Below are 23,617 nucleotides of genomic sequence, written 5' to 3'. Positions count from 1 at the left end.
CGCAGGTACATCACGACCGGCTCGTCGTGCTCCGAGGAGACGACCAGCTGCTTGATGTTGAGGATCAGGTCGGTGACGTCCTCCTTGACGCCCGGCACGGTGGTGAACTCGTGCAGGACGCCGTCGACGCGGATGCTGGTGACAGCAGCGCCGGGGATCGACGACAGGAGGGTACGGCGAAGAGAGTTGCCGAGGGTGTAGCCGAAGCCCGGCTCCAGCGGCTCGATCACGAACCGGGAACGGAACTCGTCGACGACCTCTTCGGTCAGAGACGGACGCTGAGCAATGAGCACGAGGTGTGTCCTCCAGTGTTTGACGCCCGCTATGTGACGCCGTAGACCCCAGAAGGGTACGGGCGATCCGGCCGCCTGAGACACCGAACCTCCCGACTCCGCCTGTCCACCAGCCGGTCGGCGGCCCCGATGCACCTGGCGGGGAGCCCGACGAACTGCCGCTTCTGCCCCGGAGAGTCAACGCGCAGCCGGATCTCACGCAGCGCGAACGGGTTACCCCGTCCCGTGTGTCGAGACAGGACGGAAGGTCGACTGTCTCGTTCATCACACGGTCCGACGAAAGCGGGTGGTGCGCCACGAGGACGCACCACCCGATGGTGGGTGACGACGTGCCGCGACGATGAGCGGCAGCGTCAGCACCGGCGATGGTTCACGGGAACGAGGTCACCTTCGACGGCACGGTGTCCGTCCCCGAGGTCGGTGCACCGGTGTCGTTGATGACGTGGGCGTACTGGCCCTTGCCTCCCAGGGAGATCACCTGAAGGTTGTGCATCCTGACGCCCGCCTTGACCGGGACCTGGAAGCCGTGGTGCTGCACGATCGAGGGATCGGAGGTGTAGTTGCAGTAGCTGCCCAGACCCCACGCCTCGTGCACGGCCACCGAGTCGGCGACCTTGTAGGCCGCCCACCCGACCATGCCGTCGTGGGTGATGGCGGCGGCGTCGGGGGCGTCGTACGCCTTCTCGTTCTGGAAGAAGATCGTGCGCTCCCGCTCACCGTTCCATACGACGTCGTACTTGTTGAAGTGCTCCACGAACAGGCCGGTGGCCAGGACGTCGTCGCCGTTGACGCGCAGTCCGTAGTCGGCCCGGTTGGTCTCCCAGCCGACACCTTCGCCGTGGTCGGCTCGCCAGATCCAGGTGTGGTCGATGACGACGTCGTCGCTGTTGACCACGACGGAGTCCGTCGCCAGGCCGGGTCCTGCGCCGCCGATACGGATGAACACGTCCTGCATGGTGGTCGGGTTGGCGGAGTGGTCCGCGCCCGATCCGGCGGGGCCGAGTTGGAGCAGGGTGTCGGAGCGGGTGGCGCCGGCGTCGATGAGGAAGCCGGCCAGCCGCACTCCGTCGACGTCCGCGACGTGCAGGGCGTCGATGCCGCCGTCGGGCACGATCGTCGCCAGGCCGAGGCCGAGCACCACGGTGTCGGCGCGGGTGACGTCGATCGTCTGGTCGAGGTGGTAGACGCCGGGCGTGAACAGCAGGTTCAGGCCCTGGGCCAGTGCGGTGTTGATGGTGGCGGCCGTCGCGCCGGGCTTGACGACGTAGAACTGGCTCAGCGGCAGCGAGGTCCCGGCGTTGGCGGGCCAGGACACACCGCGCGCGTTGGTGCGCTTGGCGGGGACGAAGACCTTGTAGTCGCTGCCGTCGAGGTAGAGAAACGGCTTCTCGCGGGAGATCGGAGTGGTGTCCAGCGTGGTGTACGGCCCGGTGTCGAAGTCGGTCGCCGGGGCGCCCTCGACACCGGTGAACGTCATGTTCCACACGCCGTTGGTCCAGCCGCCGACCGAGCTGTCCCGGGTGTACCACTGCTGCTGGGAGTACGGGCCGACCGTACCGTCGATCCTGGAGTCGGCGATGTAGCCGCCGGAGGCCCATCCGTAGCCGTTGGGGGCGAGGTTGAGGCCGCCCTTGACGTGGATTCGGCGGAACGGCGCGGCCTGGGCGACGGCCCAGCGGTCGGTGCCGTTGGACGGGGTGATGGCGAGGTTCTCGGCCGAACGCCAGAAGTTCTGCGTGGCGTTGCCGTTGAACCAGCCCGCGTCCACGGTGATGTCGCCGTTGATCTGGGTGTCGTCGGGGTTGATTCCGAGGCCGGAGATGGAGGTGTAGAAGCCGAGTTGGGCGTTGATGCCGTTGTAGGTGCCCGGCTTGAGCAGGAACTGGTAGCGGCCGGAGCCGAACTGGGCGGACTCCTGCTGGGCGAAGACCTGGTCGAACTTCTGCTGGAGGCCGGGGGTGGAGGGGTCGACGACGATCACGTTCGGGCCGAGGTCGCCGCCGCCCTGGACCGGGCCGGTGCCACCGGACGTGGTGTGGACGGCGAACTCCCACAGCGAGTACCCGTAGCCCGTCCCGCGGGCCGTCCCCAGGACCCGGACGTAGCGGCCCGTGCCGCTGACGTCGTAGGAGGCGCGGCCGCCGGTGGCGCCGGTGACGGTCTTGAGGGTGTTCCAGTTCGTGCCGTCGGCGGAGGCCTGGAGCTGGAAGTCCTTGGCGTACGCGGCTTCCCAGTTCAGGTCGATCTCGCAGATGTCCTGGGACGAGCCCAGGTCGACGCGCAGCCACTGCGGGTCCGAGGCCTGGCTGGACCAGCGGGTGGAGTCGTCGCCGTCGACCGCGGCGGACGCGGGGGTGCCGGCGTTCTCCGTCGAGGACGCCGAAGAGGTCTTGCCACGCGCCGAGTCGGCGGTGGAGCAGGTGCCGGGCTGAGAGGTCCCGGTGGTGCCGAACACCTGGAACTCCCAGACGGAGTAGCCCCATTGCGTCGCCCGGTGGACGCCCAGCAGACGTACGTATCGGCCCTGGCCGGAGACGGTGAGCGTGTCGGTACCGCCGTCCGAGCCGGTGACCGTGCGCAGGTCGGTCCAGGTGCCGCCGTCGGCCGAGGACTGGATCTTGTAGTCCTTGCCGTAGGCGGTCTCCCAGTCGACGACGATCTGGCTGATCGTGGCGCCGGTTCCGAGGTCGACCTGGAGCCACTGGTCGTCGGTGGCGGCCGAGGACCACCGGGTGCCGGTGTCGCCGTCGACCGCGTGGGCCGCGGGCGTGCCCGCGTTCTCGCTGGAGGATGCCGTCGCCGTTCTGCCCTGGGACAGGTTGGCGTCGGCGGCCGCGGCCACCGGCGGCTGGATGGTGGGCAGGGTGATCAGCGCTGCCGTGGCGGCGAGCGCGACACCCAGGGATCTGAGTCTCATGGAGGTCCCTGCGGGTGCGTCGGGAAAGGACATGAGGACGCCGACAGCAGACGCGGCCGCATTCCAAGGCCACTGCCGCGACGCTTAGTTCACGTCTTGATTTAACTGATGAGTTCCAACTCCCGGCAAGCCTTCGGAACGTTTTCCTGTCCCGATCCTTGTCGCGTCCCGCCCGGCAAACCTAGACTGCCGGAAGTGAATCGAGTTCAATTCATGTCGCGTCGAGGTGTCGGGAGAGGGCTCGTGCTGGGTTCCCTGGACGGCAGGACCGGGCTCGTCACCGGTGCGGGGCAGGGCATCGGGCGGGCGATCGCCGTGGAGATGGCCCGCCAGGGGGCGGCCGCGGTGGCTGTCGCCGACCGCAACGAGGAGACCGCCGCCGAGACCGCGGAGTTGGTGCGCGCCGCCGGGGCGCGGGCCTCGGTGATCGTCTGCGATCTACGGGTCCGGGACAGCATCGAGGACATGGTGGAGAACACGGCGGAGCGCTTCGGTGGCCTCGACGTCCTGGTCAACAACGCCGGAGTGATCGAGACCGCGTTCACGCACGAACCGGACCTCGGTGTCGACTCGTTGCCGGAGGAGATCTGGGACGCGGTCTACGAGGTCAACCTCAAAGCGGTGTGGCTGACGACCAAGTTCGCCGCACCCCATCTGCGCCGCTCGCGGCGAGGGCCCGCCATCGTCAACACCGCCTCCGTCTCCGGCCTCACCGGCTTCCCCAATGCCCCGGCCTACGGCGTCACCAAGGCCGGTGTCATCCATCTGACCAAGGTCACGGCCGTGGACCTGGCCCCGGTGCGCTGCAACTGCTTCTGTCCCGGCGTCATCGAGACGCCGCTCGCCCGGGACCACATCGCCGCCGCGCCGGACCGGGACGCCAGGGAACGTGAGCTGACCGCGCCGCAGTTGGTGGAGCGGCTCGGGCGACCGGAGGAGGTCGCCAGGCTGGCGTGCTTCCTGGCCTCCGACGACGCGGCGTTCATCACGGGTTCGTCGTACGTGATCGACGGCGGCGCCCTGGCCTGGCTGGGCGTACGGGACTGAGGACCACCGGGAATCGAGGGATCCGATGCAGACGAGACTCGCCGGGAAGACGGCGCTGGTGACCGGTGCCACGGGAGGCATCGGTGACGCCGTCGTGCGACGCCTCGCGGCCGAGGGCGCCGCGGTCGTGGTGACCGATCTGGACGCCGACCGCTGCGGCAAGCTCGCCGAGGAGGTCGGGGGCGGCGCCCTGGGGCTGGCCCTGGACGTCTCGGACGAGTCGGCGTGGCAGGAGGTCGTCGCGACCGCGACGGCAGCGCTGGGTGAGCTGTCCGTGCTGGTCAACAATGCCGGGATCGCCACCATGCACACCGTCGAGACCGAGACCAAGGAATCCTGGGAGCAGGTCCTCGGTGTGACCCAGACCGGTGTCTGGCTCGGCATGAAGCACGCCGGCCCGTCCATCGAGCGTTCCGGTGGCGGATCGATCGTCAACGTCGCGTCGATCTTCGGCACGGTCGGCGGCTTCGGCGCCCAGTTCTCGTACCACGCGGCCAAAGGGGCCGTACGTCTGATGACCAAGAACGCCGCCCTGCACTGGGCGAAGCGCGGGGTGCGGGTCAACTCCCTGCACCCCGGTTTCATCGAGACACCACGGTCGCGGGAACTCTGGCGCGACACCCCCCGCTTGACCGCGATGGTCGAGGGGACCCCGCTCGGCCGGCTCGGTACGCCCGAGGAGGTGGCCGCCACGGTGGCCTTCCTCGCCTCCGACGACGCGAGCTTCATGACCGGGTCCGAGCTCTACGTCGACGGGGGCTGGACGGCGCGTTGAGCCGGCAGCCCCGGGGTCTAGCCTGCCGCGGTCGTGTACCGGTCGACCCCGTCGGTCACCGTGCGCCCGGCCCGTCCGCGGGCCACCAGCACGTCCAGGTGCGCCGCCGTCTCGTTGACGGCGAGCATCTGGTCGAAGGCCCCGAGGTCCGCGAAGGACACCTTGCGCCGGGTCCAGCCCAGCTCCCCGGCCACCTCGCAGGCGGTGCGGGTACGTCCGTCGAGGGCGGCCAGCGTCTCGGCGAGCCGGTCGTCGTGATGGGCCAGCAGCTCCGCGACCCGCACGTGGACGCTGTCGCCGACGGGCCCGTGCGCGGGCAGGAGTTGTGCGTCGGCGAGGGTGGTCATCAGGTGCAGGGAGTCGAGGTAGTCGCCCAACGGCAGGGCGGGGCCGCCGAGTTCGAAGCCGATGGAGGGGGTGATGTGCGGCAGGACGTGGTCCCCGGAGAACAGCAGCCCGCGTGCCCGGTCGAGGTAGACCACATGCCCCTGGGTGTGTCCGGGCGTCGGGACGACCGTCAACCCGGCCTCGCCGAAGCGGAGTTCCTCCGCCTGGAGCCAGCGGTCCGGTGCCTCCCAGACGGTGGGGTCGAAGTCGCCGTCGTACATCCCGGCGACCCGCTCGGCGAGGTCGTGGGCGCCCGCCCGGCGCAGGGTCACCAGCGAGCCGACCGGCTCGTCCGTGCGCAGTTCGCCCAGCAGCTCCAGACCGCGCCGCTCCCCCGCGCCGAGGTAGACCTGTGAGCCCAGCAGTCTGCGCAGTTCGACGGCCTGGGTGTAGTGGTCGCGGTGGATGTGGGTCACCAGGACGTGGCTGATCTCGCCGAGGTCGTGGCCGAGTTCGGCCAGTGCGTCCTCAAGTGCTGTGCGGGACTCGGGGATCGACCAGCCCCCGTCGATCAGGACCAGCCCCTCCGTCAGACCCTCCAGCGCGTAGACGTTGACGGCCCGCAGCCCGTCGTCCGGCAGCGGGAGCGGGATGCGGTGGACGCCGGGTCGTACGGTCTCGGGTCCGGCCTGCGCCCAACGGCCGCGGTCGAAACGGGCGGTGCGGGTCGTGGGGGTGGTCATGCATCTCCTTGCCGGTGCTGTTCGGAATGCTGCTCGTGTTGTTCGAGGTGTTGTTCGAGGTGTTGTTCGGGGTGTCGCCGGTGTTGTTCGGGGTGTGCGGCGAGCTCCGCGTGCAGGTCGTGGGCGAGCCTGCGGGCTCCCGGCCGGTCGAGCTTGCCGACGGTGGTCTGCGGCAACTCGCCGACGGTGAAGGCGTATTCGGGCCACTTGGCCTTGGACAGGCCGGTGCGGGCGAGGTGGGCGGTGATCTCGTCGAGGCCGAGTGTGCCGCCGTCCTCGACCACGACGAGCACGGCGGCGCGTTCGCCGAGGAGCGGGTCCGGTACGGCGGCCACGCAGGCGCGTGCCACCGCGGGATGGGCGGCGACGGCCCGTTCGATCTCGGTGATGTCCAGGTTGCGCCCGCCGCGGATGATGACGTCCTTCTCGCGGCCCATGACGGTGACCGTGCCGTCCTGACCGGTCACCAGCAGGTCGCCGGTGGGGAAGTAGCCGTCCGGTGTGAGGGCCGGCGGCTCGACCTTGCCGTCACGGGCGTAGCCGAGGAAGAGGGAGGGCCCGCGCACCTGTGCGTGGCCGGTCGCCCCGGGGCCCAGGACGGTGCCGTCGGGGGCGACGGCCCTGAGGTCGGTGCCGGGGAAGGGGCGTCCGTCGCGGCCGAGGCGGATCTCCTCAAGGTCGTCGGGCCGGGGCGAGGTGTGCCCGAGGCACTCCGACATGCCGAAGACGCGCAGGATCTTCGTGCCCAGGGAGCGTTCGGCGCGGGCGAGCGCTCCGCGGTCCATGGGGCCGCCGCCGACGGTGATCGAACGGACCCCGTCGAGGACTCTCGATCCGGCCGCGGCGGACCCCATCTGGAGTGCCATGGTGGGCACGCACATGGTCCACCGGACGTCATGCGCGGCCATTCGCGCGAGCGCCTCCTCGCGGTCCCAGCGGCCGGACAGGACGAGTGGTCCGCCCAGCATGAGGGAGAGGCAGACCCCGAAGCAGTAGGCGGCGGTCGAGGAGAGCGGGACGACGGCGGCCACCGCGTCCCCGTCGCGCAGGCCGTTGACGTCGATCGTGCGGGAGCAGGCGTAGCGCAGGGCGCTCTCGGACTGGACGACGCCCTTGGGCCGGCCCGTGGAACCGGAGGTGAGGCCGATGAGGGTGCCGCCGGACCAGCGGGAGACGTCGCGCGGGCGGTGTCCGGCGTGGACCGTCCAGCCGTCGAGGGCCTCGGCGGTACGCGCGTCCGGCATGGCCTGGCTGCCGCCCCACTCCTCGACGGCCGACGGTTCGGCGATCAGGACGTCCGGCCGGATGTCCTCCATGGCCGCCGCGAACTCGGCGGCGGTCGTATGCCGGTTCACCAGGGCCAGGACGCCGCCGGTACGTCCGACGGCGAGGGTCGCGGCGACGGTGCGCCACGAGTTGTCGGCCTGGAGGAGCACGGTGCCGCCGGGTGTGCCGTGCGGGGTCATCGTCTCGGCCAGTTCGGTCGCCCGCCGCAGGAGGTCGCGCGCGCTGTGGCGGCCGTGGTCGTCGACGACGGCCGTGAAGTCGGCCTGTTCGGATCGGTCGTGGAACTCCCGCACTGTCTGTCGCATCCGCTTCCTCGCCTCGTTGCGAAGGGCCCACCGTGCGAAGGGGGTGGGCCGAGTCGGCCCGGGGCCGGGCCCGGCGGGCTCAGCCGCCGTACATCTCCATCTCGCCGCCCATGACGGCGATCCGGCGGCCGCGCATGTCGCCGACCTGGGCGACGGCCGCCGCCCACTGCGGGCTGGCCAGTGCCTCGCGCAGGTCCTCGGCGGTGTCGAAGCTCAGGACGGAGATGCCGTCCCAGCCCTCGGAGCGCGGTTCGAGGGCCGCGTCGATGTCGGTGTGCCGCCAGGACCTGAGCCCGGGCAGGTGCCGGGTGAGCTCGGCGTGCTCGCCGCGCCACCAGTCGATGAACCGTTCGTGGGTCCACTCGGGCGGCCGGGCGGCCAGCAGGACGAGGTTGTACATCGCGCCTCCTCAGGTGGACAGGGCCACCGCTCGGGTGGACTGGGCCGCCGGTCAGGTGAACAGGACCGCGGGCGAGCGACCGATCAGCAGCCGTCGTACCCGGCCCTCCTCGTCGAGGCGGGCCGAGGCCACGAAGGTCGCCTCCGGTACGCCCGACCTGCGCACCTCGCCGAGATACAGCTCGTCCCGGCCGACGGCGGACGCGGTGAGCGGATGGTGGGTGCGCACGCCCACCTCGCGCTGGGCGAGGTAGCCCTCCATCTCGGCCCGGCCGCCGTGGAAGTCGGTGCCGGCGTCGCCGCCGGTGGAGAACAGGATGGAGAAGGAGAAGTCGTCGCTGATCAGGTCGAGGATCCCGTCGGCGTCGTCGCTGTCCAGGATGGCGAACCAGCTGGTCAGGAATGGAGCGGCGGACGGGGCGGCGGACGGGACGGGCGCGCTCACGGCCGGTCCACGAGGTCGAAGTCGGGGGTGAAGAACGACTGGTAGCGGGCCATCAGACCGGCGGGCGAGATCTGCGCGGCGGAGAGGAACGCCCCCGTGGTCACCCCCTTCTCCACGACGAAGCCGTACGCCGTCTCGACGTCGCCGTCGACCGCGTACCGCTGGATCTCGTGGGTACGGTCCACCGCCTGACGGCCGGCTATGTACGCGGCGAACTCCTCGCGCGAGGTCCCGCCGCGCTGTCCGGCGGGAAGGGCGATGAGGAAACGGAAACCGGGCTCCACCAGGTCCAGGGCTTTCTCCGGGTCCTGGCCGTCCATGCGGGCCATGTATTCACGAAGCACCATCGCCGATCGCTCTCCTTGCGGTCCATTCGATAAGCAAGCTGAGTTCAGTTCAGTTTGACTGTAGGGCGACCGCCCCGCCCCCGACAAGGGGCGGGGCGCAGGCTATTCCGCGGCCATCCGCACCACAGACCCCTCGATCAACTCGCTGATCTCCTCCAGCGGGATCGCCCCGGTCGGGCGGTACCACCGCCAGACACTGACGATCATGCCGAGGACGGCGAGACCGAGGGTGTGCGCGTCACGGACCGGGAAAGCGCCCTTGGACATGCCGCGCATCAGCAGGTTCGTCCAGTCCCGCTCGACCATCTGGACCAGTTGGCGGGCCGCGACGCGCTCGGTCTCCTCGCGCTTGGATTTGCGCGGGGTGGCGAGCAGGGACATGTTGGCCTGGAGGATGCGCATCTGGCGGATCTCCTGCTCGGAGACCGCGAACGCCGACCGCACGGCCGCGCGCAGCTCCTCCACCGGTTCCGTCTCGTCGGCCGTGGCCTCGACGAACTGGTCGTGGGAGCGCTGGAGTTCCAGCCGCATGATGGTGAGCAGACAGTGCGCCTTGGACTCGAAGTAGTGGTACAGCGCGGTCTGCCCGATACCGACCCGGTCGGCCACCTCCGACCACTTGGTGTTCTCGTAGCCGTCCTCCCCGAACCGCTCCACGGCGGCCACGAGGATCGCACCCCGCTTCGACCTGGGCCCCTCCTCCGGATCCACGATCCGCGCCCTCGCCATCATCTCTCCCTCTCCTCCACGGGCGGTACCGATCACCGTCCGGTCGTCCGAGAGTAGACCCAAGTTCAAGTCAGGTACGAATCGACGATCGGACGGATCGCTGATGTGCGGACCGGCTCACGATGAATCGGGCGGCACGACCTCGGGGCGCACGGCGACCGCACTCACAGCCGCGGGACTCACGTCCTGCACCCTCACGAAGTCGGCCCGGCGCCCCGCGAGAAACGCCGCCACGCCTTCCCGCCCCTCCGCGGACACCGCGGCGGCGGCCAGGTGACGGGCCTCCGCGTCGAGGTGTTCGTCCAGGCCGGCGAGGAGCGCCTGCCCGACCAGCCGCCGTGTCACCCCGTACGCCCCCGTGGCTCCGCGCGCCAGCGCACCCGCCACCCGCAGGGCCTCCTCGTCCAGCCGCTCCGGGGCGACGACCCGGCTCACCAGGCCCATGTCCAGCGCCTCCGCGGCCGGGACGCGCCGATTGGTCAGCAGCAGGTCGACGGCCCGACGCGGCCCGACGAGCCGGGGCAGCGACCAGCTGACCCCGGCGTCCGGCGTGTACCCGATCGCCGTGTACGCGGCCGTGAAGCCGGCGTCGCTCGCCGCGAGGCTCACGTCCGCCGCCGCCACCAGTCCGAGCCCGGCCCCCGCGACGGCCCCCCGCACGGCGGCCACCAGCGGAGCGTCCAGCCCCGCGAGGGTCCGCAACGCCCCGTGCAGCGCGTGGGTCACCTCGGTCAGATGCCCGGCCAGGCGTTCCCGGGGCAGCGCCGCGAACTCCTTGAGATCGCCGCCGACGCAGAAGGACCGCCCCCGACCGGTGAGCAGCACCGCCCGTGCCCGCGCGCTCTCGCACTCCCGCGCCGCCTCCAGCAGCGCCTTCGCCGTCGCGAGGTCGATCGCGTTGCCCGCCCCACGGCACAGCTCGACCCTCGCCAGCCCGTCGCCGTCGATCTCCACGGTGACCGTCATCGCGCCGTCCACCCGCCGTCCACGGTGAGCACCTGCCCGGTGCAGTACGAGGACGCGTCCGAGGCCAGATACAGCAGCGCCCCGTCCAGTTCTCCCGGCTCGCCTCCGCGCCCCAGCATCGTGCCGCGCTCGACCCAGCGCCGGGAGCGTTCGTCGGAGAACAGCCCGTCGGTCATCTCCGAGCGGAACCAGCCGGGCGCGAGCGCGTTGACCCGTACCCCCGTCCGCCCCCACTGTCCGGCGAGTTCCCGGGTGAGTCCGATGAGCCCGGCCTTGGACGCCGCGTAGGCCGCACCTCCCAGCGGGGCGCCGGAGACCAGTCCCAGGACGGACGAGACGTTCACGACCGACCGCGTACGGCCGGCCTCGGGCACCGGCGCCTCGGCGAGCAGCCGTGCGAGGTGGAAGGGTGCCACGAGGTTCACGGCCAGTACGGCGGCGAAGGCGTCGGCGCTCTCGTCCTCGGCGCGCGGTGCGCCGGGCGCGCCGGCGTTGTTGACGAGGACGTCGATCCGGCCGCTCTCGTCGAGCGCCGTCTCCATCAGCCGTACGCGGTCCTCCTCCCGCGAGACGTCGCAGACGGCGGGATGGATGAGCGGGTCCTCACCGGCGAGTTCCTTGAGCTTGTCCAGCCGTCGGGCGGCGGCGAAGACGCGGGCGCCGGCCGATGCGAGGACCGTGGCGAACCGGGCCCCGAGCCCGGACGACGCCCCGGTGACCACGGCGGTCCGCCCCCGCAGCGAGAACGGCTCCCCCACCGGGGTCATGCCTCCACCCCGATCGGCAGCACGGTCGCCCCGCCGTCCAGGACCAGGGTCTGCCCGGTCATCCAGGACGATGCCCCGGACGCCAGGAAGACGGCCGCGTGCGCCACGTCCCGCACCGTCCCGAGTCTGCGCAGCGGCAGTCGCGCGGTCAGGATCGGCTCCCTCGGCTCCCATACGGCGCGGGCGAGTTCGGTCTTGATCAGCCCGGGCGCGATGGCGTTCACGCGCGCCTGCGGGCCGAGTTCGTAGGCGAGTTGCCGGGTCATGTGCAGCATGGCCGCCTTGGTGGCGTTGTACCAGCCGATGTGAGGATCGACGATCAGTCCGCCGACGGAGGCGATGTTGACGACCGCTCCCCCGTGTTCCGCCATCCACGCGCGCCAGGCGCACCGGGTCCAGGCGACCATGCCGTACTGGTTGACCCGTACGGTCTTCTCCGCGCGCGGCAGGTCGAGGTCGAGGAGAGCGCCCATGTAGGGGTTGGTGGCCGCGTTGTTGACCAGGATGTCGAGGTGGCCGAAGCGGGTCATGGTCTGCGCGACGCAGCGCTCGGCGTCCTCGGGTTCCCCGGCGTTGGCGACGACGTCGTGGACCTCGCCGTCCCCCTTGACGTGGAGCAACTCCTCGCGGGCCGCGGCCAGTCCGTCGGGTTTGCGGGCGGCGATCACCACATGTGCGCCCGCCTCCCGGTACGCCTTGGCGATGCCGAGGCCGATTCCCCGCGACCCGCCGGTGATCACGGCGACCCGCCCCTCCAGCTCATGTCCGTTCACGCCGACTCCTCGGGATACCTGGCCAGTTCACGCCGTGCGACCGTTCGCAGATGCACCTCGTCGGGCCCGTCCGCGATCCGTAGCGCCCGGGTGATGGCGTACAGCCGCGCCAGTACGGTGTCGTCGCTGACCCCGGCGGCGCCGTGCGCCTGGACGGCCCGGTCGACGACCCGGTGAGCGACCTCCAGCGCGGCCACCTTGATCGCGGCGACCTCGGTGCGGGCGGCCGCGTTGCCCGAGGTGTCCATCAGCCAGGCCGACTTGAGGACGAGCAGGCGCAGTTGCTCGATCTCGATGCGGCTGCGGGCGATCCACTCCCGTACGACACCCTGTTCGGCGAGCCTGCCCCCGAAGGCGGTGCGGGTCAGGGTCCGGCGGCACATCAACTCCAGTGCCCGCTCGGCGAATCCGACCGCGCGCATGGCGTAGTGCATCCGTCCCGGCCCCAGCCGGCCCTGCGCCAGGGCGAATCCCTCTCCCTCGCCACCCAGCATCGCCGACACCGGTACCCGTACGCCCTCGAAGAGGACATCGCCGTGGCCGCAGCGGTCGGTGTAGCCGAACATGGGCAGGTCGCGCAGCACGGTGATGCCGGGGGTGTCGCGCGGGATCAGCAGCATGCTCTGCTGCCGGTAGGTCGGTGCGTCCGGGTCGGTGACCCCCATCAGGATGATCAGCCGGCAGTCGGGGTCGAGGATCCCGGAGGTGTACCACTTGTGGCCGTCGACGACGTAGGTGTCGCCGTCACGGGTGATCCGGGTGCGGATGTTGCGCGCGTCGGAGCTGGCGACCTCGGGCTCGGTCATGGCGAAGCAGGACCGGATCTCGGCGGTGAGCAGGGGCCGCAGCCAGCGGTCCTGCTGTTCGGGTGTGCCGAAGAGGGTGAGCAGTTCCATGTTCCCGGTGTCGGGTGCGGAGCAGTTGAACACCTCGGGCCCGATGACCGATCGTCCTGCCAGTTCGGCGAGGGGCGCGTATTCGAGGTTGGTGAGGCCGGCGCCCCGGTCACCGTGGGCGAGGAAGAGGTTCCAGAGCCCTTCGGCCCGCGCCTTCTCCTTCAACTCACGCATCACCGGCGGGAGTTCGTGGGGGTTGTCGGCTTCGGCGAGTTGCCGGTCGTGGACGGGTTCGGCGGGCAGGACGTACTCCGCCATGAACGCGGCCATGCGTGAGCGGAGTTCGTCGGCCTTCGGGGAGAGTCCGAAATCCATGGCGGCGCGCTCCTTCAGGACCGTCGGTCGAGGATGTCGCGGGCGGTGCGGATCATCGCCGCGATGGTCGGCGGCAGCCGCTCCTGGTCGGGGTCGTGGTGCTTGCCCTCGCGGTGCCGGCGCAGGTTGTGGCCCATGATCGCGGCCATTTTGGTGCGGGCCAGGGCACGGAACCAGTCGAAGGCGGGGGGTTCGGGACGGCCGTCGAGGTAGGCGGTGAGCAGCTCTTCCTCGGTGGGCAGGCCGGGGACGGCCCGGCCGAGCCGGGGGAAGTTGCGGTGGTCGGCGAAGAGAAGGAACCAGGCGAGGTCGATGCGCGGATCGCCGTGGGCCCAGATCTCCCAGTCCACGACGGCGGCCGGCCGCTCGCCGCGGAACAGGGCGTTGCCGAGGCGGAAGTCTCCGTGGGTGAGGACGGGTGGTGTGCTGTCGGGGAGGTGCGCGGCCAGGGCTGCCAGGATGTCCTCGGCTCCGGGTCGGAGTTCGGGCGGCACCGCGCGCATGGTGCGGCTCCATCGCTCCAACTCCCCTGCCGGACCCAGGGGTTCAGTGGTCTCCCCGCCTGTCTGGCGGTGCAGATCCCGCAGTACGTCGGCCAGGGCCAGCATGCGTCTGCGGCACAGCGCGGGATCGAGACCGTGCTCGTCGAGGACCGGTTCGATCGCCTCGCCGTCCACGAACTCCATGGCGAACCAGGCGGGTTCGGCTTCGTCGACGGCGACGACGGCCGGCACGGGCACCGGGGATCCGGCGAGTGTGCGCAGGATCCGGGCCTGGCGCAGCACGTCGTCGCGGCCGACGGCTCGTTGGCCCGGGGGTACGGCTTTCACGACGTAGGAATCCGGTCCTGCCGCGATGGAGTAGGTGAGGCCGGAGTGGCCACCGGGCAGGGTACGCAGATCGCCCAGCGCCTCGCCGGGGTGGCGTTCGGCCAGTCGTCCCCTGACCCGTCGTGCGAGTTCGTCCGTCTCGGTGGTGGTGCTCAACGCCCGGCCCCCTTCGGCTCCTTGGGCAGTCCCAGTACGCGCTCGGCGAGGATGTTGCGCTGGATCTCGTCGCTGCCGCCCGCGATGCGGTAGCCGGGCGCGCCGAGGAGGTGCTCGGTCCAGGCGAACGTGCCCCATCGCCCTGTGTCGGCGGCCAGGCGCGGTCCGAGGAGTTGCTGGACGAGGTCGGTGGTGGCGCGCATCGTCGCGGTGGCGTGGAGTTTGCCGACCGAGGCCTCGGCGCCGGGTTCGCGGCCGGCCGCCAGGGCCGATGCCACTCGTAGTCCGGTGAGCCGCTGGACGAGGGTGCGGACGTAGAGGTCGGCCGCCTGCTGCTGTTCGCCGCCGGTGAGGGGCCTGGGCAGGTGCCGGGCGAGGTCGAGGGCGCGGTCGGCGTTGTCGAGGCCGAGTCCGCCGGAGTCGAGGCGTTCCGCGGCGAGCACGGTCAGGGTGACCCGCCAGCCCTCGCCGACGGGTCCGAGCCGGTCGGTGTCCGGGACGAACACGTCGTCCAGGTAGACCTCGTTGAAGCTGCTGCCGCCGGTCATCTGCCGGATGGGCCGTACGGTGACGCCCGGCGCGTCCATCCGGACCAGGAAGACCGTGATGCCGGCGTGCTGGGGGGCCTCGGTGTCGGTGCGGCAGACGGCGACGCCCCAGGTGGCGACCCGGGCTCCGGACGTCCAGATCTTGTGGCCGCGCAGGATCCAGCCGTCGCCTTCCCGTACGGCCCGGGTGCGGACGGCGGCGAGGTCGGAGCCCGCTTCCGTCTCGGAGAACAGCTGGCAGGCGAGTTCGTCGGTGCGCAGCATGGGGCGCAGCCAGCGGTGTTTCTGTTCATCGGTCCCCCAGATGCGGACGGCGGGGGCGACGAGTTGCTGGGTGACCGGGAAGATCTCGGTGCGCCGGGGCACGTCGAAGGCGGACTCCTCGGACCGGTACAGCTGCTCGTAGTGCGCGGGGAGGTCGCGGCCTCCGTACTCCGGCGACCAGGCGAGAGCGCCCCAGCCGTGGTCGTGGCGGGTGCGTTCCCACGCGCGTGTCCGGTCCGTGTGGGCGCGTTCCTCGCTCCGCGTCCAGTTCTCGAAGACGGCCACCGAGTCGTCGCCGTGGCCCCACTCGTGATGTGCGGGCAGCGCTGTGGCCACGCTCTTCAGCCAGCGCCGGGCTTCGGCGCGGAACTCGTCCGGGGCGGGTGTGGCGTCCATGGTCCTCCTCTCAGCGGGTCAGCACGGTGCAGGCGCTGACGCCCGGCGCCCCGTACACATGGGTGAAGCCGGCCGACGGGCCGTCGGGCACCTGCCGCTCGCCCGCCCTGCCGCGCAACTGCCGCACGACCTCGTGGACCTGACGCAGGCCGGAGGCGCCGATGGGCTCGCCGTTGGCGATGCACCCGCCGTCGGTGTTCACCGGCAGCGAGCCGTCGATGCGGGTCGCCCCGTAGGGGATGAGCGACTCCTGCTCGCCGTGTTCGCAGAACCCGCATTCGGCCAGGTGCATCACCTCGGCGCCGCTCTCGGTGTCCTGCAACTGGCACACGTCGATGTCGCCCGGTCCCAACCCGGCTTCCTCGAAGGCCTGTCGTGCGGCGTCCGCGCTCACGCTCGTCGGTGTCCCCGGGGGCGCCCAGGGGCTGAACACCTCGAAGGAGCCGAAGCGGCGGGTCCGTACGACGGCTGCCCGCAGGGTGACCGGTGTGCCACCGATCTCGCGGGCCACCGCGCGGTCGCACAGGATCAGGGCGACCGCTCCCTGTCCGGGTGAGCAGAACATGTACCGGGTCAGGGGGTCGTTGACCATGCCGGACGCCAGGATCTCGTCCGCGTCGAGCGGTGTGCGGCGCCAGGCGTGCGGGGTGAGCGCTCCGTTGGCGTACGCCTTCTCGGCGACCAGTGCGAGGGTGCGGGGGCTGATGCCGTGGTCGTGCATGTACCGCTGGATCTTCATGGCGAAGAACTGTGTGGTGACCATCAGCCCGTCGCGGCCGTACGCCTCGTCGAGCCCCCAGTCGGCGGGCCGCGGGTCGAAGGCGCCGCGCGGGTGCTTGTCGAACCCGACGGCGAGGGCCACGTCCGCCGCCCCGGACCGGATCGCGTTGACGGCCGACACCAGTGCGCTGCCGCCGGTCGCGCAGCCGTTGCGCACGTTGGTGAACGGCACTCCGGTCAGGCCGAGTTCGGCGACCAGCGTGTCGGCGTTGCCGGCGGCGTCGCTGCCCCCGTAGGCGGCCCGCACCCGGGACCACGGCAGTCCGGCGTCGGCGAGCGCGGCTCGTACCGCCTGTACGGCCAGCTGCCGGCCGCTCGCCCCGGTGCGGGCGAAGGAGGTGATGCCGGTGCCGCAGACGAGGACGTCCCCGGCGGTCATACGACGGCTCCCCTCGGCACCCCGTTCCCCGCCGTGATCGTCACCGTCATGCCGATCTCCGCGTCCTCGGGCCGGATGTCGAGGGCGGCCAACACGCGTACGCCTTCGGCCAGTTCGACGTATCCGACGGTGAACGGGGCGAATCCGGCGGCGGGCGGGACGTAGGGCGGTGACTTGGGCGCGTAGCGCTGCACGGTCCAGGTCCACAGCGTTCCCGTGCCGGAGAGCGCGACCGGCTCGGCCGGTCCCCCGCAGCGCGGGCAGACCGTGTCGGCGGGGTAGGCGGCCACCGCGCAGTCGGCGCACCGGGAGCCGCGCAGCCGGCCCCCGGTCTCCGCCACGGCGGTCAGCGGCCCTTCCACTGCGGCTCCCGCTTCTCCAGGAACGCCGCCACGCCTTCCGCAGCGTCCTCGGAGTTGAGCATCACGCCGACCGCGAGGTGCTCCATGACCATCAGTGACTGGATGTCGGCGTCGAGGCTCCGGTCGATGGTCATCTTGGTGATCCACATGGTGAACGGGCTCTTGTCGACGAGCTGGTCGGCGAACTCCTCGACGGTGGCGTCGAGTTTGTCCGCGGGCGCGGAGGAATTGATGAGGCCGAACTCGGCGGCCTCGACCCCGGTGAGCAGCTTCCCGGTGAGCATCAGCTCCTTGGTCTTGCGGACGCCGATCATGCGCGGCACCCGGTAGATCGGTCCGGCGCCGCCGAACAGGGCGCGGCGGATGTGGAAGTCGCCGATCAGGGCGTCGTCCGCGGCGATCGCGAAGTCGCAGGAGATCATCAACTCGAAGCCGCCCGCGGTGACATGGCCTTCCAGGACGGCGATCGACGGGGTCCTCATCGAGTAGAGCCGGTCGCAGACCTTCGCCGACAGCACGGCCACGTCGATCGCGTTGGACCTGCCGACGAAGTCGGCCTTGAGGCTGTCCAGGTCGAACCCGGAGCAGAAGGTGTTCCCGCGGCCACGCAGCACCAGCACACGCAGTTCGGGGTCCGCGTCGACCTCGGTGATGATCTCGTCCAGCCGGTTCAGGATCGGCACGGTCACACAGTTCTTCTTGTGCGGGCGATTCAGCCAGACCCTCGCCACGCTTCCGTCCCGCTCGAACTGGATCTCGTCTTCGACTGCCATGAGTCCTCCAAACTGAACTGAATTGAGTTCGATTCTGTGGGCGGACAGATGTCCGTGTCAATGGAAGGGGAAGGGATGACCGCTTCCCGCGGGCAGCGAGTGATCAGCCGTCGCGGCCGGTGAGGCCGAGCAGGCCGGCCAGGCGGAGGCGATGGTCGTCGCCGGTACCGAAGAGGGCCTCGTCGGCCCGTGCGCGGCGTAGCCAGAGGTGGGCGGGGTGCTCCCAGGTGAAGCCGATACCACCGTGGAGCTGGACGTACTCCGTGGTGGCGAGGCGGTAGGCGCCGGTGCACGCGACCGCCGCCGCACTCGCGGCCACCGGCAGCTCCGGCCCCCCGTCGGCAAGACAGGCGCTCGCATACACCGAGGCCGACCGCGCGCCCTCGATCTCGACGAGCAGATCGGCCAGCCGATGCTTGACCGCCTGGAACGAGCCGATGGCGCGCCCGAACTGGGTCCGCCCGGACACGTGGGCGAGCAGGGCGTCCAGGGCGTGCGCGCTGCCTCCGACATGCTCGGCGGCCAGGGCCACCCGTCCGGCGTCGAGGACGGCGTCGACGATCTCCGGGGCCTGTCCGGCCTCACCGACCGGCTCGGCCGGCGCCCCTCGCAGTCGGACGAGCGCCTGGCGGCGCGTGGGATCGAGGACCCGGCGAGCGGTGCGGTCGCAGGTCGCCGGGTCCGGTTCACAGGCGAACACCCGCTCCCCGTCCGGTGCCCGGGCCACGAGCAGCAGCAGATCGGATGCCTCTCCGTCGGGCACGAAGTCGGCTTCTCCGCGCAGCACCCAGCCGTCCGGGCCGTGCTCGGCCGTCATGTCCGCCGGATGCAGAAACCCGGCGACGGTCGCCGTGCGCGCGCCGGCCGCGATGTCCGGCAGCCGGCGCGCGCAGGCCTCCTGGTCGTCGCTGCTCAGCAGGGCGTGTCCGGCGAGTACGACCGTGGTCAGCAGGGGCGCGGGGCACAGCACGCGCCCGGTCTCCTCCAGCGCCACGGCCAGTTCGGCGAAGGTGTACCCGGCCCCGCCGTACTCCTCGGGCAGGGCGAGACCGTGCACCCCGATCTCGCGGGCGAGCCGGTCCCAGAGCACCGGGTCGTATCCGCGAGGACTCCCGGCCTGTCTGCGGACCTCTTCGCTCCCGCAGGACTCGGTCAGCAAGTCCCGCAACACGGTTCGTAGTTGGCGCTGTTCCTCGGTCTCCGCCAGCAGCGCGGGATCCGCAACAAGCCGGTGCATGAAAATCCTCCCTCAACCGCACCCGCCCAAGGGCGCGGGGCTGTGTCGATATGCGGCTCCGCCGCGCGGGCGCGACCGGCCGCAACGAACCCGCTGTCGCCCAGGCGCCGTCGGACCCTCACACCGTGAACCGCCCCCCGTTCGCCAGCAGTACGGCCCCTACCAGGTTCACCGCCTCGTCGCTCGCCAGGAACAGCGCGACATCGGCGATCTCCTCCGCCGTCGCGTAGGGCCGAACGCGCGGATCAGCGAACCCCTGCCGAAGCGCCGCGGGCGTCCGCGCCGCCATCCCGGTCTCCGTCGGCCCCGGCGCCACGGTGTTCACACGAACCCCGAACGCGATCGCCTCCTTGGCCACGGACTGGCTCAAGGCGTGCATCCCGGCCTTCGAGGCCGCGTAGTGCGGATAGCCCGCCTGGGCATCGAAGGCCGACGAGGACCCCACCGTGACGACGGCTCCGGACCGGTGAGGCGCCATGACCCGCACAGCCGCACGCAGAACGTGGAACGTGCCGTCGAGATTGACCCGCATGACCCGTCGCCACGCGGCGTCGCCGAGCCGCCCCGTCACGACCGGTGGTTCTTCCGCGACCAGGGCCTCGGCGATCCACTCCTTGGCCGTCGGGTCGTCGACGCCGGCCGCGTGGACCACGACGTCGAGTCGCCCGTGCCTCCGTACGGCCTCGTCGAAAGCGGCGTCGACCTGGGCCGGTTCGGCCACGTCGACCGTCACCGGGTGCGTTCGCCGCAGTTCCTCGGCGAGTGCCTCCACCGCCGGACCGTCGACGTCCGCGGCGAAGACCTCCGCCCCCTGCGCGGCGAGGCCCCGGGCGACCGCCGCGCCGATGCCGGATCCCGCGCCGGTGACGAGGGCGATCCGCCCGTCGAAGCGCCCCGTGTGATCGTCGCCCATGCAGGCTCACCGCCCCACCATCGGGATACTGAACTGACTTCATTTTTGTTACTGTGCCCCGTATGTCAACAGGCAGGACGAGAGCACTCCGACTGACCGGCTGGGGCGGCCCGCCGGTCCTCACCGGGACGGCCCGACCCCGCCCCACGGGCGAAGAGGTCCTGATCCAGGTGGAGGCGGCCGGCCTGTGCCGCTCGGACCTCCACGTCATCGACGCGCCACCGGGCACCCTCCCCTACCGGATCCCGTTCACCCTCGGGCACGAGGTCGCGGGCCGGGTGGTGGAGCGCGGCCCGCTCGCCTGCGGTCCCGCGATCGGTGAGCGCGTGGTCGTCTACGGCCCCTGGGGCTGCGGGAGTTGTGCCCGCTGTGCGGCCGGGGCGGAGAACTACTGCGACCGGCGCACCCTCCTCGACGCGGACCTCGTCGGCACGGGCGCGGGCCTCGGACGCGACGGGGGAATGGCCGACGTGATGCTGGTCCCGTCCGGACGCCTGCTGGTTCCCGTGGGCGAGCTGCCCTCCGCCCGGGCGGCGCCTCTGACGGACGCCGGACTGACCGCGTACCACGCCGTCAGCACGGTCCGTCACGCTCTGACGGTCGAGGGTGCGAGCGTGGTCGTCCTCGGCCTCGGCGGGCTCGGGCACCTGGCCGTCCAGATCCTGCGCGCCACGACCGAGGCACAGGTGCTGGCCGTGGATGTGCGAGAGGAGGCGCTCGCCCTGGCGCACGAGTGCGGCGCGCATTTCGGCACGCTCGCGCGGCCCGACACGGCGGCGGTGCTACGGGGCCGGACGGGCGGCGTCGGGGCGGTGGCCGTGCTCGACTTCGTCGGCGACCCTTCCACTGCGAGGCTTGCGGTGGACGTGCTCCGGCCTGGTGGGGAACTGGCCGTGGTGGGCAGCGGCGGCGGGGAGCTCACGGTCCGCAAGCCGGGCGGACTCCCTCCCGGGACGAGGATCTCGTTGCCCTTCTGGGGGACCCTGCCCGAGCTGGAGGCCGTCGTCGCCCTGGCCCTCAAGGATGCCCTGAAGGCCCGTGTCGAGGAGTTCCCGCTGTCCGAGGCGGCCGAGGTGATCGCGAGACTCCGCTCCGGCGAGGTCCGGGGGCGGGCGGTGCTGATCCCCGACTGATCCGGCCGGAACCCGTGCCGCCCCAACCCGCGCACACCACCCTCTCGACTCCAGAAGTGAGTTCAATTAGCGTCTTGTTCCACTTGACGACACGAAGGCGGTGGGACCCGCTATGGGTGCGGAGACAGTGGATCTGCTGGTGATAGGCGGCGGTATGGCCGGTCTCTCGGCCGCCGCCCGGGTGGCCGCCGGGGGCGGCAGGGTGGTCCTGGTGGAGAAGGCGGAGCGCACCGGGGGTTCCGCGCGCTTCGCCGGTTTCGTCTGGACCGCCCCGAGCGTGGCGGAGCTGCGCCGGGTCAATCCGGACGGCGACCCCGAACTGGCCAGCGCCCTGGTGGACGGGTTCGCCGGTGGCGTCGCCTGGATACGGTCGCTCGGCGTGGACTGCCGTCCGCCGGTGCCCGTACTGGGCTTCGGCCGGGGGCACCAGGTCGACACGAACCACTACCTCGACACCTGCGAGCGGCTGATCCGCGACCGGGGCCAGGAGGTGCTGACCCACACCCGGACCCGCTCCCTCGTGACGGAGAACGGCGTGGTCAAGGGGGCCGACTGCGTCCTGCCCGACGGATCCACGCGCCGGATCGAGGCCACCTGGACGCTGCTCGCGACGGGCGGTTTCCAGGGGGATCCGGGCCTGCGCGCCGAGTACGTCCACCCGCGGGCCGCGGACATCGCCCTGCGGGCCAACCCGCACAGCCGGGGCGACGGCCTCTCGCTGGGGCGCGGCGCGGGCGCGGCGTTCGGGAAGAAGGACGCGGGGTTCTACGGGCATCTGATGCCGGCGGGTGTCCCCCTGGCCGACCCCGCGCGCTTTGTCGACCTGGCGCTCTACTACAGCGAGCACGCCCTGCTGTTCGACACGACGGGCGAGCGCTTCGTCGACGAGACCGTCGGGGACCATCTGACGACCATGGCACTCCTGGAACGCCCGCAGGCCCGTGGCCTGCTGATCGCCGACGCGCGGGTGCACCGCGAGTGGATCAGCGCCTCGTACGTGGCGGGCATCCCCGGCGTGGACAAGTTCCAGCTGTGTCATCGCGCCGGCGCCCGCTGCGCGGTGGCGGACACTCTGGAGGACTTCGCGTCGATGCCCGAGGAGTGGGGCTATCCCGGCGCCGCGATCCGCGACCGTATCGAGGAGTTCAACGCCGCCGCGGCCGCGCACGGCACCACGACGCCCGGCCGGCTTCTCGACCACCGGCCGCTGGACGAGCCGCCGTTCTACGTCGTGGAGGCCGCCCCGGCGATCACGTTCACGTTCGGTGGCCTGCTCGTCGACGCGGGCGCGCACGCGCTGTCCGCGGGCTCGGACGGACGGGCCCCGGTACCCGGTCTGCTCGCGGCCGGCGCGGACGCGGGCGGGCTGTACCGACGCGCGTACGCGGGTGGCCTCGCCCCCGCGCTGGTCTTCGGTCTGGCGGCGGCGCGGACCGCGCTCACCGAGACACCCGCGGCCGTCGGACGCTGAACGCCGGTCGGCCCGCTCGGCCACAAAACCCGTGCACGAGGCTTGCCCGTCCGGCACCGGAGTGCCTAGCGTACTGAATTGAGTTCACTTTGACACTGCGGTCAGTGAGGTGATCATGCCGCTCGTACGCATGGCGCGAACACGCTCTTCCTCCAGGGAGGAACGGTGAGCCAGTTCCTGCTCGTCCTGATCAGCGGTGTGGCCAGCGGAGCCGTGTACGGTCTCATGGGCCTCGGGCTGGTCATCATCTACCGGGCCACGGACGTCGTGAACTTCGCGATGGCCTCGCTCGCGACCCTGGGCCTGTACGTGGCGCTCTCGCTCCACGACCGCGGGGTGGCCACCGTGCTCGGCATCCTCGCCGCCGTCGCCATCACCGTGACGGCGGGCCTGCTGGTACGGGAGACGGTGATCCGGCCGCTGGGGCAGGGGCAGTTGTTCTCCGCTCTCGTCGTGACGATGGGCGTGTCCCTGATCGCCGAGAGCATCGCCGGATCGGTCTGGGGAGACGAACCCAAGGCCTTCCCCAGCCTGGTCGACGGGACGGTGCGCTGGTCGGGCGCCGCGGTACCGGTCCAGAGCCTGCTCACGATCGCCGTCGCCGCCGTGGCGATGGCACTGGTCGGCTATCTCTTCGCCCGCACCACGCTCGGCTCCGCCATGCGCGCGGCGGCCGAGTCGGCGGACACCGCCCGCATCGTCGGGCTCGGTTCGCAGCGCCTGGCCAGGATCTCCTGGGCGCTCGGCCTCGGACTCGCCGCGCTCGCGGCCTGTCTGTACGCACCGCGGTCGGGCCTTGTGCCCACCGCGCTCGTCGCACCCCTGTTCCGCGCCTTCGCCGGAATCTTCCTGGGCGGCCTGACCAGCATGTACGGCGCCGTCCTGGGCGGCCTGACCATCGGCGTCCTGGACAACATGGCGGCGAACTACGTCTCCGCCAGCTTCCGGGACACGTTCGTGTTCTCGTTCACCGTGCTGGTCCTGCTGATCCGCCCCCAGGGTGTGTTCGGCACCCGCACCTTCCAACGGGTCTGAGGGGTCGCA

The 23,617-nt window shown here is 71.5% G+C and carries 23 protein-coding genes and 1 pseudogene; 5 read left to right on the top strand and 19 right to left on the bottom strand.

The window, feature by feature from the left end; all coding sequences use genetic code 11:
• Positions 1-293: pseudogene (locus HLK59_RS03085) on the bottom strand (DNA-directed RNA polymerase subunit alpha); the annotation flags it as partial.
• 370 nt (positions 294-663) lie between these two features.
• Positions 664-3,210: a discoidin domain-containing protein gene (locus HLK59_RS03080; RefSeq protein WP_171139613.1), complete on the bottom strand. Its 2,547-nt coding sequence runs from the start codon at positions 3,208-3,210 to the stop codon at positions 664-666.
• A 243-nt stretch (positions 3,211-3,453) separates the two neighbouring features.
• Here HLK59_RS03080 and HLK59_RS03075 point away from each other — a divergent pair, with 243 nt between their 5' ends.
• Positions 3,454-4,257 (top strand): SDR family NAD(P)-dependent oxidoreductase, encoded by an 804-nt coding sequence (locus HLK59_RS03075; protein ID WP_171139612.1) that lies wholly within the window; start codon positions 3,454-3,456, stop codon positions 4,255-4,257.
• A 25-nt stretch (positions 4,258-4,282) separates the two neighbouring features.
• The gene (locus HLK59_RS03070) at positions 4,283-5,032 is read left to right on the top strand and encodes a glucose 1-dehydrogenase (protein WP_171139611.1); all 750 of its coding nucleotides are present in this window, start codon (positions 4,283-4,285) and stop codon (positions 5,030-5,032) included.
• A gap of 17 nt (positions 5,033-5,049) precedes the next feature.
• Here the strand turns inward: HLK59_RS03070 and HLK59_RS03065 are convergent, their stop codons facing one another.
• From HLK59_RS03065 to HLK59_RS02985, 17 genes are all read right to left on the bottom strand, one after another.
• Positions 5,050-6,102, bottom strand: coding sequence for an MBL fold metallo-hydrolase (locus HLK59_RS03065; protein ID WP_171139610.1), 1,053 nt, complete (start codon positions 6,100-6,102; stop codon positions 5,050-5,052).
• Positions 6,099-7,694, bottom strand: a complete 1,596-nt coding sequence (locus tag HLK59_RS03060) for a class I adenylate-forming enzyme family protein (protein WP_171139609.1) — start codon at positions 7,692-7,694, stop codon at positions 6,099-6,101. Before HLK59_RS03060 ends, HLK59_RS03065 begins: the two co-directional genes overlap by 4 nt.
• A gap of 79 nt (positions 7,695-7,773) precedes the next feature.
• The gene (locus HLK59_RS03055; protein WP_171139608.1) at positions 7,774-8,094 is read right to left on the bottom strand and encodes an EthD family reductase; all 321 of its coding nucleotides are present in this window, start codon (positions 8,092-8,094) and stop codon (positions 7,774-7,776) included.
• Between the two features lie 51 nt (positions 8,095-8,145).
• Entirely contained in the window at positions 8,146-8,538 is a 393-nt protein-coding gene (locus HLK59_RS03050) for a nuclear transport factor 2 family protein (RefSeq protein WP_171139607.1), read from the bottom strand.
• Positions 8,535-8,885, bottom strand: a complete 351-nt coding sequence (locus tag HLK59_RS03045) for a nuclear transport factor 2 family protein (protein ID WP_171139606.1) — start codon at positions 8,883-8,885, stop codon at positions 8,535-8,537. Before HLK59_RS03045 ends, HLK59_RS03050 begins: the two co-directional genes overlap by 4 nt.
• A 102-nt stretch (positions 8,886-8,987) precedes the next feature.
• On the bottom strand, positions 8,988-9,617 hold the full coding sequence (locus HLK59_RS03040) for a TetR/AcrR family transcriptional regulator (RefSeq protein WP_240982160.1): 630 nt from the start codon (positions 9,615-9,617) through the stop codon (positions 8,988-8,990).
• A 114-nt stretch (positions 9,618-9,731) separates the two neighbouring features.
• Positions 9,732-10,580, bottom strand: a complete 849-nt coding sequence (locus HLK59_RS03035; RefSeq protein WP_171139605.1) for an enoyl-CoA hydratase-related protein — start codon at positions 10,578-10,580, stop codon at positions 9,732-9,734.
• Complete coding sequence (locus tag HLK59_RS03030) at positions 10,577-11,347, bottom strand: SDR family oxidoreductase (RefSeq protein WP_171139604.1); 771 nt, start codon at positions 11,345-11,347, stop codon at positions 10,577-10,579. The genes HLK59_RS03035 and HLK59_RS03030 overlap by 4 nt, the downstream gene beginning before the upstream one ends.
• A complete protein-coding gene (locus tag HLK59_RS03025; protein WP_171139603.1) occupies positions 11,344-12,120 on the bottom strand; it encodes an SDR family oxidoreductase in 777 nt (258 codons plus the stop codon). Before HLK59_RS03025 ends, HLK59_RS03030 begins: the two co-directional genes overlap by 4 nt.
• Complete coding sequence (locus tag HLK59_RS03020) at positions 12,117-13,331, bottom strand: acyl-CoA dehydrogenase family protein (RefSeq protein WP_171139602.1); 1,215 nt, start codon at positions 13,329-13,331, stop codon at positions 12,117-12,119. The genes HLK59_RS03025 and HLK59_RS03020 overlap by 4 nt, the downstream gene beginning before the upstream one ends.
• A gap of 14 nt (positions 13,332-13,345) precedes the next feature.
• Complete coding sequence (locus HLK59_RS03015; protein WP_171139601.1) at positions 13,346-14,317, bottom strand: phosphotransferase family protein; 972 nt, start codon at positions 14,315-14,317, stop codon at positions 13,346-13,348.
• A complete protein-coding gene (locus tag HLK59_RS03010) occupies positions 14,314-15,525 on the bottom strand; it encodes an acyl-CoA dehydrogenase family protein (RefSeq protein WP_171139600.1) in 1,212 nt (403 codons plus the stop codon). The genes HLK59_RS03015 and HLK59_RS03010 overlap by 4 nt, the downstream gene beginning before the upstream one ends.
• A 10-nt stretch (positions 15,526-15,535) precedes the next feature.
• Positions 15,536-16,684, bottom strand: a complete 1,149-nt coding sequence (locus tag HLK59_RS03005; RefSeq protein WP_171139599.1) for a thiolase family protein — start codon at positions 16,682-16,684, stop codon at positions 15,536-15,538.
• Positions 16,681-17,046: an OB-fold domain-containing protein gene (locus HLK59_RS03000; RefSeq protein ID WP_171139598.1), complete on the bottom strand. Its 366-nt coding sequence runs from the start codon at positions 17,044-17,046 to the stop codon at positions 16,681-16,683. Before HLK59_RS03000 ends, HLK59_RS03005 begins: the two co-directional genes overlap by 4 nt.
• On the bottom strand, positions 17,031-17,819 hold the full coding sequence (locus HLK59_RS02995) for an enoyl-CoA hydratase/isomerase family protein (RefSeq protein WP_171139597.1): 789 nt from the start codon (positions 17,817-17,819) through the stop codon (positions 17,031-17,033). The genes HLK59_RS03000 and HLK59_RS02995 overlap by 16 nt, the downstream gene beginning before the upstream one ends.
• A gap of 103 nt (positions 17,820-17,922) precedes the next feature.
• Positions 17,923-19,056, bottom strand: coding sequence for an acyl-CoA dehydrogenase family protein (locus tag HLK59_RS02990; protein ID WP_171139596.1), 1,134 nt, complete (start codon positions 19,054-19,056; stop codon positions 17,923-17,925).
• 118 nt (positions 19,057-19,174) lie between these two features.
• Positions 19,175-19,969, bottom strand: a complete 795-nt coding sequence (locus HLK59_RS02985; protein WP_171139595.1) for an SDR family NAD(P)-dependent oxidoreductase — start codon at positions 19,967-19,969, stop codon at positions 19,175-19,177.
• Between the two features lie 62 nt (positions 19,970-20,031).
• Between HLK59_RS02985 and HLK59_RS02980 the strand changes: the two genes are divergently transcribed.
• From HLK59_RS02980 to HLK59_RS02970, 3 genes are all read left to right on the top strand, one after another.
• Positions 20,032-21,102: an alcohol dehydrogenase catalytic domain-containing protein gene (locus tag HLK59_RS02980; RefSeq protein ID WP_171139594.1), complete on the top strand. Its 1,071-nt coding sequence runs from the start codon at positions 20,032-20,034 to the stop codon at positions 21,100-21,102.
• 112 nt (positions 21,103-21,214) lie between these two features.
• Positions 21,215-22,573 carry an FAD-binding protein gene (locus HLK59_RS02975; protein WP_171139593.1) on the top strand — a complete coding sequence of 453 codons (1,359 nt, stop codon included), beginning with the start codon at positions 21,215-21,217 and terminating at the stop codon, positions 22,571-22,573.
• Positions 22,574-22,738: 165 nt separating this feature from the next.
• Complete coding sequence (locus HLK59_RS02970; RefSeq protein WP_171139592.1) at positions 22,739-23,608, top strand: branched-chain amino acid ABC transporter permease; 870 nt, start codon at positions 22,739-22,741, stop codon at positions 23,606-23,608.
• Positions 23,609-23,617 lie beyond the last annotated feature (9 nt).

The sequence above is a fragment of the Streptomyces sp. S3(2020) genome, from assembly GCF_013044505.1.
Lineage (GTDB): Bacteria > Actinomycetota > Actinomycetes > Streptomycetales > Streptomycetaceae > Streptomyces.
This window is presented reverse-complemented; position numbering and strand designations above follow the sequence as displayed.

Coding starts and splice junctions, on each gene's coding strand:
- HLK59_RS02975 (WP_171139593.1), top strand. CDS start 21,215: ATGGGTGCGGAGACAGTGGATCTGCTGGTGATAGGCGGCGGTATGGCC.
- HLK59_RS02990 (WP_171139596.1), bottom strand. CDS start 19,056: ATGCACCGGCTTGTTGCGGATCCCGCGCTGCTGGCGGAGACCGAGGAA.
- HLK59_RS03065 (WP_171139610.1), bottom strand. CDS start 6,102: ATGACCACCCCCACGACCCGCACCGCCCGTTTCGACCGCGGCCGTTGG.
- HLK59_RS03070 (WP_171139611.1), top strand. CDS start 4,283: ATGCAGACGAGACTCGCCGGGAAGACGGCGCTGGTGACCGGTGCCACG.
- HLK59_RS03030 (WP_171139604.1), bottom strand. CDS start 11,347: ATGACCCCGGTGGGGGAGCCGTTCTCGCTGCGGGGGCGGACCGCCGTG.
- HLK59_RS03060 (WP_171139609.1), bottom strand. CDS start 7,694: ATGCGACAGACAGTGCGGGAGTTCCACGACCGATCCGAACAGGCCGAC.
- HLK59_RS03005 (WP_171139599.1), bottom strand. CDS start 16,684: ATGACCGCCGGGGACGTCCTCGTCTGCGGCACCGGCATCACCTCCTTC.
- HLK59_RS02985 (WP_171139595.1), bottom strand. CDS start 19,969: ATGGGCGACGATCACACGGGGCGCTTCGACGGGCGGATCGCCCTCGTC.
- HLK59_RS03055 (WP_171139608.1), bottom strand. CDS start 8,094: ATGTACAACCTCGTCCTGCTGGCCGCCCGGCCGCCCGAGTGGACCCAC.
- HLK59_RS02995 (WP_171139597.1), bottom strand. CDS start 17,819: ATGGCAGTCGAAGACGAGATCCAGTTCGAGCGGGACGGAAGCGTGGCG.
- HLK59_RS03010 (WP_171139600.1), bottom strand. CDS start 15,525: ATGGACGCCACACCCGCCCCGGACGAGTTCCGCGCCGAAGCCCGGCGC.
- HLK59_RS02980 (WP_171139594.1), top strand. CDS start 20,032: ATGTCAACAGGCAGGACGAGAGCACTCCGACTGACCGGCTGGGGCGGC.
- HLK59_RS03035 (WP_171139605.1), bottom strand. CDS start 10,580: ATGACGGTCACCGTGGAGATCGACGGCGACGGGCTGGCGAGGGTCGAG.
- HLK59_RS03020 (WP_171139602.1), bottom strand. CDS start 13,331: ATGGATTTCGGACTCTCCCCGAAGGCCGACGAACTCCGCTCACGCATG.
- HLK59_RS03040 (WP_240982160.1), bottom strand. CDS start 9,617: ATGATGGCGAGGGCGCGGATCGTGGATCCGGAGGAGGGGCCCAGGTCG.
- HLK59_RS03080 (WP_171139613.1), bottom strand. CDS start 3,210: ATGAGACTCAGATCCCTGGGTGTCGCGCTCGCCGCCACGGCAGCGCTG.
- HLK59_RS03045 (WP_171139606.1), bottom strand. CDS start 8,885: ATGGTGCTTCGTGAATACATGGCCCGCATGGACGGCCAGGACCCGGAG.